This is a genomic window from Stenotrophomonas sp. (assembly GCF_032061965.1).
Taxonomy (GTDB): Bacteria; Pseudomonadota; Gammaproteobacteria; order Xanthomonadales; family Xanthomonadaceae; genus Stenotrophomonas.
Map to the genome: position 1 here is coordinate 98,481 of NZ_DAMBEF010000005.1, position 12,139 is coordinate 110,619.

Here is a 12,139-nt window from a genome sequence, read left to right on the forward strand (position 1 = left end):
GAGCCCCTCTCCCGCGTGCGGGAGAGGGGTTGGGGTGAGGGCAGCTTTTCGGGCAATGCCGGTGAAGCCCTGCCGAGCATGGCTCGGCACTACAGGTTGGCATTACCGGTGAAGCCTCTGCCGAGCATGTCATGGCACGGCTGTTTGAGCCCCTCTCCCGCGTGCGGGAGAGGGGTTGGGGTGAGGGCAGCTTTTCGGGCATTGCCGGTGAAGCCTCTGCCGAGCGTGGCTCGGCACTACAGGTTGGCATTACCGGTGAAGCCTCTGCCGAGCATGGCTCGGCACTACCGGTTTGCGGCGGTTGCTGGTGATTCGGCTTACAGCAGGCCGTCGCGCTTTACCGCGAGGTAGCGCTCGACCAGGGCTGCCGGCAGTTCCTCGGCGGTTACGTCCAGCACCATTACGCGATGGCTGCGCAGGGCGTCGTGGGCGTCGCTGCGTTGTTGCAGGTAGCGGGCGATGGCGCCGGCTTGCAATGCATCGGGCAAGGTCTCGATATCGCGTGTGGCCACGTCGTCCAGTTCGCGTTCGCGCAGGCTGGCCACGCAGACCAGGTGGCGCTTCTGCAGCAGGCGCACCGCGGCCAGCAGGTCTTCGATGTCTTCGTCGCGGACGTTGGTGATCAGCATCACCAGGCTGCGCCGTGATTGCCGCAGTGACAGATCGGTGGCGGCTGCAAGGTAGTCGGTGGCTACAGGTCTTGCTTGCAGGTCGTAGCTGGCCCGCAGCAAGGTGTCGATGGCGGACAGGCTGCGCTTGGGTGCCACCCAGCGGTGGTCGCCACCGCTGGCGTGCAGGCCCACGCCGTCACCCTGGCGCAGCGCCAGATAGGACACCACCAGCGCGGCATTGAGCACGTGGTCGAAGTGCGACAGTCCGCCTTCGGCCGCCATCATGCGGCGGCCGGTGTCGATCATCATCACCAGTTGCTGGTTCTTCTCGTCCTGGTATTCGCGGGAGATCAACTTGCGCCCGCGCGATGTGGCCTTCCAGTCGATCTGGCGCAGGCTGTCACCCACGCGGTATTCGCGCATCTGGTGGAAATCGGTGCCTTCACCGCGGCGCCGCTTCAGGTGGGCGCCGACCAGCCGCGATGCCATCTCGGCGCTGAGCAGTGCCAGCCGGGTCAACGGTACGAAGTTGGGATACACGCGCACGGTTTGCGGTGTGCCTGCCAGGCGTCGCTGGCGCCACAGCCATAGCGGTGACTGCAGGCGCAGGTGTACGCCCTCGAACACGAACGTGCCGCGATTATCCGGGGTGAAGCTATAGCTGAAGCGGCTTTCGCTGGCCTTGCCCAGTTTCAGGCGGCGGGGCAGGCCCTGGGCCTTCCAGCCATCGGGCAGCAGATCGAAAACCTCAACCCGTTGCGGCTTGAAGGCATCCAGCTGCAGCCAGGTTTCGCGTTCCACGCCCAAGGCCAACGCATCGGGCAGCTCACGGCGTACCAACGGGCTGGGGCGGCGCCACAGCAGCAGCATGTCCAGCAGCGCAAGCGCAGCAATGACCAGCCCGGTCACGGTCCACGGCAGGTGTGGCAGGTAATGCAGCGCCACCGGGATGCCCAGCAGGCCCCACAGCACCAACAGCCCGACCAGATAGGGCGATGGCCTCATCGTTGCGTCCCGTGCTTGTCGGTGGCGGTGATGGGCGCGGCCCGAACCGTTGGTGCGGCGCACGGCCGGCAGGCGGCGGCTGGCACAGCGCGTGCCAGCGCGTAATCGACATGCACCTGGGAGCGGACCACGCGGCTCACTTGCGCGGTGCCTCCACCTTGGCCAGCAGAGCGGTCAGGGCATCGTCGGCCGATTGCCCTTCGATCTGCAGTTCCGGCGCCAGTGCAATGCGATGGCGCAACGCAGGCTTGGCGATTTCACGCACATCGTCGGGCGTGACGAAATCGCGGCCGGCCAATACTGCCTGGGCACGCGCCGCACGGACCAAGGCGATGCTGCCACGCGGGCCGGCACCCAGAGCGATACCCGGCCACTTGCGGGTCGCAGCGACGATGCGCACGGCATAGTCGATCACCTGCGGGTCCACCGTGATCGCAGCGACCGCCTGTTGCAGCTCCACCACCTCGGCGCCGTTGAGTACACGCGGCACCTGTGACAGGTTGAAATCACTCGCAGTGCGGCCAGTGGTGATGGACTGCACCATCGCCTTTTCGTCTTCCAGCTGCGGGTAGTCGATCAACACCTTCAGCAGGAAGCGGTCCAGCTGCGCTTCGGGCAAGGGATAGGTGCCTTCCTGTTCCACCGGATTCTGCGTAGCCAATGTCAGGAATGGCGGGGTCAGCGCGAAACCTTTGCCTTCGATCGTGACCTGGCCTTCCTGCATCACTTCCAGCAGTGCCGACTGGGTCTTGGCCGGGGCGCGGTTGATTTCGTCGGCCAGCAGCAGGTTGGTAAACACCGGGCCGCGGCGGATCTTGAAACTCTCGGTCTTGGGGTCGTATACCGCATGGCCGCTGACGTCGCTGGGCATCAGGTCCGGGGTGAACTGCACACGCGCATAGTCCAGCTCAAGTGCCTGTGCCAGGGCGCGCACCAGCAGGGTCTTGCCCAGCCCGGGGACGCCTTCGATCAGTACGTGGCCACCAGCCAGCAATGCGATGAGGATCTGGTCGAGCACATCGGTCTGGCCGATGAAGGCCTGGCCCACTGCTTCACGCACGCGCTCGACGCGCTCGATCAACGCGCGGGCGGCTGCGCTGGGCGCCGCAGCGGGCGACGTGGCGGGGGCCGGTGCGGCACCGGGCAGGACGGGCGGGGTGGGCTGGTCGGTCATAGCTGGTTTCTCATCTGGATGAGCAGGCGGATGCGCTCGCGCAGGGCGGTATCGTCGTGGGAGCCGGGGATCTGCAACGCGGTCTGGACCCGTGTAACGGGCCACTGTAGGTGTTCGGCAATGGCACGGGCCTGCAGCTCGCCGCTGAGCGCGGCAGCCACCGGCGCGCGTTGCCGCAGGCGCTTGAGGAAGGATTGGCGCACCGCATCGTAGAGCAGCGGTGATTTGCCGAAGCGATATAGATGCTCGCCGCTGGCGCGCACGTGTTCCAGCAACGAACGGCGCTCGGCCTTCGGCGAGGGCAGGCGGGCACCGAAGCGCTGGCTGCGTGCCCACAGCCACGCCAGCAAGGCCAGCAGCAGTGGCAACCAGATCGGCCAGCCTCGCTTGAACAGCAGCTTCCATAGCGACGGCGTTTCCATCGCATAGATCAGGTAGCTGGTGCCCTTGCCATAGTTTGGCGCCAGCAGCAGGCGGGTCAGGTCGCGGTGCGGCACGTCACGCAGGCCGGTATCGATGCCGCCATCGCCGTCGCCATTGCGCAGGAAGTCCATGTCGGCCAGCACGTCGACCCGGCCCAAGCCGTAGCGCAGGCGCGCCCAGGCCAGTGTGTCGTCGCTGTCATCGCCCCAGCTGCGCTCGATGCGGGTGGTGCCGACGAGGGTGAAGCGATCCCCTGCGCAGAACTCCTGGTGGCCTTCCTGGCCGGGCACATTCCAGGGCTGGCATCGCGAAGGCACCTCGCTGGGCACCACGCCAAGGCGTGCCAGCAGATTGTTGTCGTTGGCGTCCAGGTCTTCGTCCGGCGCCGGCATCTTCAGCAGCAGCTGGCCACCAAACTCGATCCATTCGAGTAGGGCATCGACCTGTGGCTCGGTGAGCGTGCGGGCATCGTCCAGCATCACCACGGTATCGCCAGGCTGCAGGGCGACCGTGCTCAGGTCGAGCTTGCGCGCGGTCTCCGCTTTCTGGCCATCGCGGCGCAGGGCTTCGCGCAACGCGAACAGGTCGTTGTAGGTCGGCTCGCCGTAGGCTGGAGTAGGCACCTGGGTGTTGACCCGCTCGAAGTTGCGCAGGAACCACACCACGACGATGGCAACCAGCAGCAAGGCTGCAGCGGCAAATAGCCCGTTGCGTACGCGGGGGCTCATGCCGGCCACCCGAAGTGCTGATGCAGCTGTGCGGCTAACGCGTCGAACTCGCTGTCACTGGGCAGGCGCCCGGCATAGGCGGCGTATTGCCACGTGCGCACCACCTGGGCGAACAGCTGTTGGTCCTCGGTACGAGGCATGCGCCGCGACGCGCGCAGGCATTGTGCTTCGGTGGCGCCCGGCGGCAGCACCACGTCAGCACGCTGGACAAGGACTTCCACCGACGCGCGGTAGAGCAGGGCCAATGCATGGCGTGGCTTGCCTTCGCGCCACAGCCGGCGCGCGCTGCCGAGGATGTCGGGCGGCAACACCTCAGGCAGTTGCAGGCTGTCCTGGACGATGGGGGTTTCGGTCTCGCGGCTGCGCTTGCCGGTGCCGCGCAGCCACGGCAGCCACCAGCGGGCCGTCACCGCCAGCGCGACAAGAGCGACGCCCAACAGGATCCACAGGATGCTTTCGCCCAGGAAGGCCAATACCTTGCCGACGGCATCCCAGGGCAACTTGGACAGGAGGGATGTGTCTGGTGGCTCGGTCGTCTCGTCCTTCTTCTTCTGCTTCCATTCGGTGACGGTGCGCTTGCCGCCCAATTGGGGGTCTTCATAGGCGCGGGCCACCGCCTGCCGGAACCCGGCGGTATCGGCATCACTGGGACCAAACACGCTCGCCGGACTGTTGGCGTTGGCCTTGTCGCTGTCGTCCACTGTTTTAGCGGGCGCGGACTGTTCCTGCTCAGGCGGCTGCTGCGCCTGCGCAGGCATCTGCGCCAGGGGTACCAGCAAGGCCAGTACCAGGACCAGGGTCGGCGCCAATTTGGCCAGCCGCTCGCGCATGCGACGGAAGGCGATCTCCACGTCCCAGGCTTCCAGCTGGGTGCGGCGGTTGAGATACAGGCCAAAGCCGGCGCCGCTGTAGAACGGGCCGATCACCGTCATCGTGGCCAGCAGCAGCAGGTTGAAGCCCACCCATACCCAGGCTGGGGTGTCCTCGCCGATCAGCGACCAGGCCACACGCATCGACTCGGACAGGCTGTCCAGTGGCACGAACATGAAGATCAACGCGATGCAGGCCAGCTGCAGCGTCCGCTCGAACATGAAGCAGACCCAGGTCAACAGCGTGGCATGGCCATAGCTGGCGCTCCCCAGGGCGCCGCGTCGCGCGCGCCGCAAGGTGGCGTCGCCGCCTTCCAGCAGGTCCACCGGCATCAGCAGCGAGCGTGCCGGGCTCAGGCGACGCCACAGCAGATAGGGCAACAGGCCGCGCCAACCCCAGTGCAGCTGTGCGCGCAGGGTGTCGCCGGTGCTGGGCTCGGCGCCGAACGCACCGCGCGAAATCACATACAGCGGAATGCGGTCGTAGAGGGGGCGCAGCCACCACAAGGCCAACGCCGACAACAGGAAGTTGTCCAACCACCAGCCGCCCAGGTTCAGCAGCACGAACAGCGGCAACGTGGTCAACAACCACGGCTTCCAGATCGCCCCTGCATGGCGCCGCACCAAGGCGGTGCCAAGTTCCATCGCTTCCCACTGCGAGCGCGCGCGCAGCACCACGTCGAGCTGGTCAATGCGCATGGCTGCTCCCACGTCCGCCACGCCACAGCCAGCCCAATACCAGCAGCCACAGCACGATGGAAACCGTCAGCTTGCCCCACATCGGCACCACGGCGATGGATGACCAGAAGGCCTCGATGAAGGCGGCTACCAGCAGCATGAAGGCCACGCCCAGGCACAGACGGGCACCGATGCGCCCACCTTCAACCAGGGCATCGATACGCCGCTGCTGGCCGGGGGCCAGCAGGCGCAGGCCCAGCTGCAGGCCGGCGCCGCCGGCAATCACAATGGCGGTCAACTCGAACGGCGCATGGCCCACCACGAAACGCCAGAATTGCGGCCCGAACCCGGCATGCTGGAGATGCCCGGCCACCGCACCGATGGTGATGCCGTTGAACACCAGCACAAGGATGGTGCCGATGCCTGCCAGCAGGCCGCTGGCGAAGGTGCGCAGGCCAATGCTGATGTTGTTCATGATGTAGTGGCCGAACATCGCCCAATCGGTGCCGCTGCTGCGGCCCAGGTCATCGGCTGCAGGTGCGTACATCTTTTCCATCTGTGTGATCTGGGCTTGATCCAGCAGCAGGTGGACCATCTCCGGCTTGACCTGCAACAGCACGAAGATGCCGATCAGCGGCACGGCGAACAACGCGCATGACACCCACATGGCTGCGGCCTGGCTGCGCACGGCCAAGGGGAAGTCGGCGAACAGGAACTCCACCGCACGTTGCCAGCGCGGCCGGGGCGTGCGGTACATCAGGTTGTGGCCACGCTGCATCAGCTGCTGCAGGTGTTCCACCAACTGCGGGCTGTAGCCGCGCTGCTGCGCCAATGCGAACTGCTGGCACAGGCGCCGGTAGCGCTGCGGGATGGTTTCATCACCAGGCAGATCACTGGACAGCGCCGGCGCTGACTTGCGTGCGTGCTCGCCGCGCTGCTGCAGCCAGTTTTCGAACTGCAGCCACTCATGCTGGTAGCGGGTGACGAACTGTTCCTGTTTCATCGGCGCCCCAACAGCCAGTTGGCCATCGCATACAGGCGCAGTACGCCGGCCTGGCCGCGATCCTGGGTGAGGCCGCTGACGATGTCGGCCAGCTCGCGCTGACGGGCTGCCGACAGTGCCGGTGCACGCTCGGCGAAGGCAACCAGGGCGCGTTGTTCTTCCGGCCTCAAGGGCTGCGGCGGTGCCAGCACGGTATCAATGCGCGCCGGCGACTGCGCCATGCGCGGCGCGTCGTGCACCACCAGTGAGCCGGCAACCAGGTCGCCCAGGCGGCGCCCATGCGCATCGCACAGGCAGCTCACCAGGCCCACGGCGTAGCCGAAGGGCAGCATGTCCACGGTCCGCAGCAGGTTGCGCACGATGGCCGGCATCCAGCCCAGTGGCGAGCCGTCGCCGGACACCACGCGCAGGCCCAGGGCGCGTTTGCCCAAGGTGCGCCCCCACCAGACTTCAAACACGATCGGATAGGCCCAGAACAGCAGGAACATCAGGCCCAGGTACAAACCCTGGCCCAGCCCACCCAGCGGGATCAACAAGGGGCTCATCACCGTGAGCACGCTGAAACGGATCACCAGATCGATCAGCCAGGCCAGCGCACGCGGCACCGGCCCGGCGGCCGGCAACTGCAATGGCACGCCTTCGGGCGTGATGACCTCGCGGTAAGTGTCCAGCATCGGCCGCGCTGCCGTCATTGCAGGCTTCCCGGGGAGACGCGGCGATGATGAAGGGCCCGGATTCCCGTCCGGGCGGATGCCTGGGGCATTCGTTTCTCTGTCACATCCTGAGTCAGAGTGCTGACTTTAGCGGGCGGGCAGGTGAAAACCCAGCGTGTTCAACGCACGGTGGGCTTGTCCTTGCCGCCAAACACCTTCTTCAGGCCGCCGCCCAGCAGCACCAGGCCCACCAGCAGCAGCTTCCAGAACTTGGCCAACACCAGCCCAAGCTTGGCAAACAGCCCGGCCTTGGCCGCCAGGCCGCCGCCGATCAACGATGCCACGCCATAGGCGGCAATCTTGTCGGTGCTTGGGTTGTGGTCGGCATAACGGGCGCCGGCATCGAACTCGGTCATCGGCAGCAGGCGTTCCATGCCGGCACGCACGGTGTCCAGGCTGTTCATGCCGGCGACGGCGTTCAAGCTCAGGTAACCACCGCGGCCCAGTACACGGATGTCGTAGTTGAGGGTGTGGTGGTCCTGGTCGTTGAAGGCCAGTTCGCGCGCCCAGTACATCTTCTTGCTGCCCGCGTCGTAACGTGGCGGCACCGCCCAGCCCACCAGGTCGAGCGAGCCGTAGCCAGCCTTCACGCGTTCCGGATTGCCGTCGCGGATTTCTTCCTGCATGGTCTGCAGCAGCTCGCTGTAGTCGATCTTGCTGGCATCTTCGTCCGACACATAACCATCATCGGAGTAAGTGACCACTACCGCCCAACTATCGTCATCGGTCAGTGCCGGGCTGCGCGGCACGATCAGGCCAAGCACGCTTTCGTCGGGCGGGTTGCCCCACATGTCCTCCAGCACCCGGCGCGCATCGGCCTGGTCCAGGTACAGGAACTGGTCATCCAGATTGAAGTGGGCCTTGGCCTGGCCGACGGTAATGGTGCCGTGGCGGAAGTCCAGAGACTGGATGAACTGCTCGGCGGTCATGCCGGCTTGTTCATCATCGGCGCGTACGGAAGGTGCAACCAGCACTGCCACGCCGGCCAACAGGCCCAGCGCAATGGATTTGAGCGACATCATGTCTATCCCCGTGAAAGGCGTCCCCACGCCCAGGCCCGCAGTGTGCGCGAGCCCGTGGCGACGGGCAATGCTCCAGGGTGTCAGCCGTGCATGGAGCGGTACTGGTCCTTGACCCGGACGTAGTGGTCGGCCGAGTAGCGCAGGCCTTCGATGTCCTTGTCGGTCAGTTCCCGCATCAGGCGCGCCGGGTTGCCGGCCCACAGCTGGCCACTCTTGACCCGCTTGCCCGGGCCGATGACCGCGCCGGCAGCGATGAAGGCGTTGGGCTCGATCACCGCACCGTCGAGGATGCAGGCGCCCATCCCGATCAGGCAGTAATCGCCGATGGTGCAGGCATGGATGATGCAGCCATGGCCAACCGTCACGCCTTCGCCGATCAGCGTGGGAAAGCCTCCCTTGTTGTAGGCGCTGTCGTGGCTGACATGGATGATGGTGCCGTCCTGCACATTGGTACGCGCGCCGATGCGAACGTAGTTCACGTCCCCGCGGATCACCGTGCCCGGCCAGATGGAAGCATCGTCACCGATCTGCACGTCGCCAATCACGGTGCAGGCTTCATCAATGTAGACGCGCTCACCGAGCGTGGGGGTTTTGTCCAGGAAGGGGCGGAGTGCGGGCATGGTGTGGCCTGTGTGCAGTGGTTTTCGTCACTTCGCATCATAGCCGCGTTGCGGCATCGCGAACTCAGCCGGGTGCGTGTGCTTCCAGCATCGACCTGAAAAGTGCGTCCAATGCCGCGGCATCACCATGACCCGCAGTCAACGTCGGTGTGCTGTGGGTGCGGCGTGCCAACTCGGCGTCGATGTAATCACTGATTGCGGCGATACGCGGGCCATCCGCCACTTCCGCGCTGCGTCGCTTTGTTTCCAGCAGCTGATCTATGGCATTGCGCACGCTGCCGTTGGGGAGCAGGCGATCAAGCAGATCCTCGAAGGCCATCGGCGGCGGCGAAGGATCATCTTCTATCCATTGGCAGGCGAGCAACGGGCGAAGCACGTACAGGTACTTCTTGGTGCGGACACGCTCACCCTTGAGATAGCCGCGATGGTTGGCAGTGGCCATGTTGAAGTAGTGCCACCAGCTGCCCAGCGGTGAGTGGAACTGCTGCACTGCCGACTGTAGTTCGGCTATGGCCTGGGGGTCGCCGCGATAGTGGATGGGCGAGCGCAGCCATTCGGAAAGAGTGGGATTGGACTTGGACACCAGCCGCAATGCCTTGCGCAGGTCCCAGCCACTGATATCAAGCTCGTCATCGATGGGCAGCTCGATCACATCGCGCTGCGCCTCGCCGGGGCCGGTGCGCTCGTTGACGCTGAGGTACCAGGGCTGGCGGTGTACGTAGATGAAGCGTGCATCGTAATCGCTGTCCGGCGAGGAAAATCCCCAGCCGCGACTGCCCGACTCGCAGGCCATCAATACGCGGACATCGTGCTGTCGCTCGATCTGTTCAAGCGCGGCGAGCACGGCTTGGCGCTTTTCCGGGTCGATCGGATGGATGTCCATATCCTGCAGCTCTTGTAAGTGGAGGCGGCAGTCTAGGCAGCGTTGGTGGGAAACGCACCTGAACCCGGCGCGTCCGGTCCTCAGGCACCGCCTTCGGTCGTTCATCAGGCCGCACGTCAGGGGCATGCAAGCGGCCCTTTTCGCCCTCTGCGCAATGTGCAATGTGCAATGTGCAAGGGAGGGAGCAGGAGCGGTATTGCAGCGAACTGACAGAGCGCATGAACAGCGCCCTCCCTTTTCTGCAGCAAAGGGGGGGGTGGGGAGGGGTAGCTTTTTAGCTTCAGCAACGCGCCGGAAAACTCAAGCCACCTTGCCGCGCCGCGCCCGCTCCAGATGCACCAGCAGCAGCGAAATCGCTGCCGGCGTCATACCCGGAATGCGCTGTGCCTGGCCGATGGTCTGTGGCCGCACGCGTTCCAGCTTCTGCAAGGCTTCGGCCGACAAACCACGTACCGATGCAAAGTCGAAACCTTCAACAATCGCGGTGTTTTCATGGCGCAGCTGGCGTTCGATCTCTTCACGCTGGCGGTCCAGGTAGCCTGCGTACTTGACGCTGATTTCCACCTGCTCGGCCACGCGCGCATCTTCCACGCCGGGGCCGAGTGAGGGCACCTGCATCAGCTTTGCGTAGTCCAGCTCCGGGCGCTTGATCAGGTCCAGCACATTGGTTTCGCGGCTGACCGCCACGCCGGTGGTGTCGGCCACTTCGCGGCCGAGCGCATTGCCCGGCGTTGCCCAGATGCCGCGCAGGCGCGCACTTTCGCTGGCCACGGCGGCCTGCTTGGTTTCGAACGCGGCCCAGCGGCGGTCGTCGACCAGGCCCAGCTCACGGCCGGTCGGGGTCAGGCGGGTGTCGGCATTGTCTTCGCGCAGCTGCAGCCGGTATTCGGCGCGGCTGGTGAACATGCGGTAGGGCTCGCTGGTGCCGTGCGTGATCAGGTCGTCGACCAGTACGCCGATATACGCCTCGTCGCGACGCGGGCACCAACCCTCCTTGCCCTGCACGAACAGCGCGGCGTTGATGCCGGCCAGCAGGCCTTGCGCGCCGGCTTCTTCGTAACCGGTGGTGCCGTTGATCTGCCCGGCGAAGAACAGGCCGTTGACCTGTCGGGTCTCCAGTGTGTTCTTCAAACCGCGCGGATCGAAGAAGTCGTACTCGATGGCGTAGCCGGGGCGGGTGATATGCGCCTGCTCGAAACCACGGATGCTGCGCACCAGTTCCAACTGCACGTCGAACGGCAGCGACGTTGAGATGCCGTTGGGGTAGATCTCCACGACGTCCAGGCCTTCCGGCTCGACAAAGATCTGGTGGCTGTTCTTCTCGGCGAAGCGCACCACCTTGTCTTCGATGGACGGGCAGTAACGCGGGCCGATGCCTTCGATCTGGCCGCTGTACAGCGGCGAGCGGTGCAGGGCGCCACGGATGATGTCGTGGGTGCGCTCGCTGGTGTGGGTGATCCAGCAGCTCACCTGCTGTGGATGCTCGCTGACGTCGCCCAGGTAGGACATCACCGGCAGCGGATCATCGCCGGGCTGCTCGTCCATCACGCTGTAATCCAGCGAGCGGCCGTCGATGCGCGGCGGGGTGCCGGTCTTGAGCCGGTCGATCACGAACGGGCGCTCGCGCAGGCGCGCGGCCAGGGTGGTCGCCGGCGGGTCGCCCATGCGGCCGGCGGTGTATTGGGTCTCGCCGATGTGGATCTTGCCGGCCAGGAAGGTGCCGGCGGTCAGCACAACAGCATTGGCGTGGAAGCTCAGGCCGGTCTGGGTGATGGCGCCACGCACGGCGTCGCCCTCGATCACCAGGTCGTCCACCGCCGCCTGGAATACGGTCAGGTTGGGCTGGGCCTCGACAATGCCGCGGATCGCCATGCGGTACAGGTTGCGATCGGCTTGGCAGCGGGTGGCGCGCACGGCCGGGCCCTTGGAGGCGTTGAGCGTGCGCCACTGGATGCCGGCGCGGTCGGCGGCATGCGCCATCGCCCCGCCCAGGGCGTCGATCTCCTTGACTAGGTGGCCCTTGCCGATGCCGCCGATGGCGGGGTTGCAGCTCATCGCGCCAACGGTTTCGACGTTGTGGGTCAGCAGCAGGGTGCGGGCGCCACCGCGCGCTGCGGCCAGGGCCGCTTCGGTACCGGCGTGGCCGCCGCCGATAACGATGACGTCGTAACGGTAGAAGGAGTCGCTCATGGGCGTGAGATCGGTAAGGAAAAGTGTGAAGTCTGTCGCCGGGGTCTTCCCCGCGTTACGGCAGCCGGTTCGCTGATTTTACTGCCAATGCAAATTTGTTAGCGGACAACCCTAAAGTTGGCACGCAACCTGCAGTTAATACCTTGCACCCAGCGTGGCATGCGACATAGGCGCAACAAGGTCGGAATTGGAACAGGGGCCGACCGAAGCGCACGCAGGG

General features: G+C 65.6%; 10 protein-coding genes. All 10 read right to left on the minus strand.

Features of this window, described 5'->3' with window-relative positions:
* Positions 1 to 317: 317 nt before the first annotated feature.
* Positions 318 to 1,616, minus strand: a complete 1,299-nt coding sequence (locus tag RT460_RS04175; protein WP_313317341.1) for a DUF58 domain-containing protein — start codon at positions 1,614 to 1,616, stop codon at positions 318 to 320.
* A gap of 136 nt (positions 1,617 to 1,752) precedes the next feature.
* A complete protein-coding gene (locus tag RT460_RS04180) occupies positions 1,753 to 2,697 on the minus strand; it encodes a MoxR family ATPase (RefSeq protein ID WP_313317399.1) in 945 nt (314 codons plus the stop codon).
* An 89-nt stretch (positions 2,698 to 2,786) separates the two neighbouring features.
* Entirely contained in the window at positions 2,787 to 3,941 is a 1,155-nt protein-coding gene (locus tag RT460_RS04185; protein WP_313317342.1) for a DUF4350 domain-containing protein, read from the minus strand.
* Positions 3,938 to 5,509: a DUF4129 domain-containing protein gene (locus RT460_RS04190; RefSeq protein ID WP_313317343.1), complete on the minus strand. Its 1,572-nt coding sequence runs from the start codon at positions 5,507 to 5,509 to the stop codon at positions 3,938 to 3,940. Before RT460_RS04190 ends, RT460_RS04185 begins: the two co-directional genes overlap by 4 nt.
* Entirely contained in the window at positions 5,499 to 6,491 is a 993-nt protein-coding gene (locus RT460_RS04195) for a stage II sporulation protein M (RefSeq protein ID WP_313317344.1), read from the minus strand. Before RT460_RS04195 ends, RT460_RS04190 begins: the two co-directional genes overlap by 11 nt.
* Complete coding sequence (locus tag RT460_RS04200; protein WP_313317345.1) at positions 6,488 to 7,183, minus strand: RDD family protein; 696 nt, start codon at positions 7,181 to 7,183, stop codon at positions 6,488 to 6,490. The genes RT460_RS04195 and RT460_RS04200 overlap by 4 nt, the downstream gene beginning before the upstream one ends.
* Before the next feature lie 140 nt (positions 7,184 to 7,323).
* Positions 7,324 to 8,223, minus strand: coding sequence for a DUF2167 domain-containing protein (locus tag RT460_RS04205; protein WP_313317346.1), 900 nt, complete (start codon positions 8,221 to 8,223; stop codon positions 7,324 to 7,326).
* Between the two features lie 83 nt (positions 8,224 to 8,306).
* Complete coding sequence (locus RT460_RS04210) at positions 8,307 to 8,846, minus strand: gamma carbonic anhydrase family protein (protein WP_313317347.1); 540 nt, start codon at positions 8,844 to 8,846, stop codon at positions 8,307 to 8,309.
* Positions 8,847 to 8,910: 64 nt separating this feature from the next.
* Complete coding sequence (locus RT460_RS04215; RefSeq protein ID WP_313317348.1) at positions 8,911 to 9,729, minus strand: nucleotidyltransferase domain-containing protein; 819 nt, start codon at positions 9,727 to 9,729, stop codon at positions 8,911 to 8,913.
* A 300-nt stretch (positions 9,730 to 10,029) separates the two neighbouring features.
* Positions 10,030 to 11,919 (minus strand): tRNA uridine-5-carboxymethylaminomethyl(34) synthesis enzyme MnmG, encoded by a 1,890-nt coding sequence (gene mnmG / locus RT460_RS04220; protein WP_313317349.1) that lies wholly within the window; start codon positions 11,917 to 11,919, stop codon positions 10,030 to 10,032.
* Between the last annotated feature and the right edge of the window lie 220 nt (positions 11,920 to 12,139).

Excerpts from the sequence above, each read along its gene's own strand:
- RT460_RS04175 (WP_313317341.1), bottom strand. The coding sequence starts at position 1,616 with ATGAGGCCATCGCCCTATCTGGTCGGGCTGTTGGTGCTGTGGGGCCTG.
- RT460_RS04185 (WP_313317342.1), bottom strand. The coding sequence starts at position 3,941 with ATGAGCCCCCGCGTACGCAACGGGCTATTTGCCGCTGCAGCCTTGCTG.
- RT460_RS04190 (WP_313317343.1), bottom strand. The coding sequence starts at position 5,509 with ATGCGCATTGACCAGCTCGACGTGGTGCTGCGCGCGCGCTCGCAGTGG.
- RT460_RS04195 (WP_313317344.1), bottom strand. The coding sequence starts at position 6,491 with ATGAAACAGGAACAGTTCGTCACCCGCTACCAGCATGAGTGGCTGCAG.
- RT460_RS04200 (WP_313317345.1), bottom strand. The coding sequence starts at position 7,183 with ATGACGGCAGCGCGGCCGATGCTGGACACTTACCGCGAGGTCATCACG.
- RT460_RS04205 (WP_313317346.1), bottom strand. The coding sequence starts at position 8,223 with ATGTCGCTCAAATCCATTGCGCTGGGCCTGTTGGCCGGCGTGGCAGTG.
- RT460_RS04210 (WP_313317347.1), bottom strand. The coding sequence starts at position 8,846 with ATGCCCGCACTCCGCCCCTTCCTGGACAAAACCCCCACGCTCGGTGAG.
- RT460_RS04215 (WP_313317348.1), bottom strand. The coding sequence starts at position 9,729 with ATGGACATCCATCCGATCGACCCGGAAAAGCGCCAAGCCGTGCTCGCC.
- mnmG (WP_313317349.1), bottom strand. The coding sequence starts at position 11,919 with ATGAGCGACTCCTTCTACCGTTACGACGTCATCGTTATCGGCGGCGGC.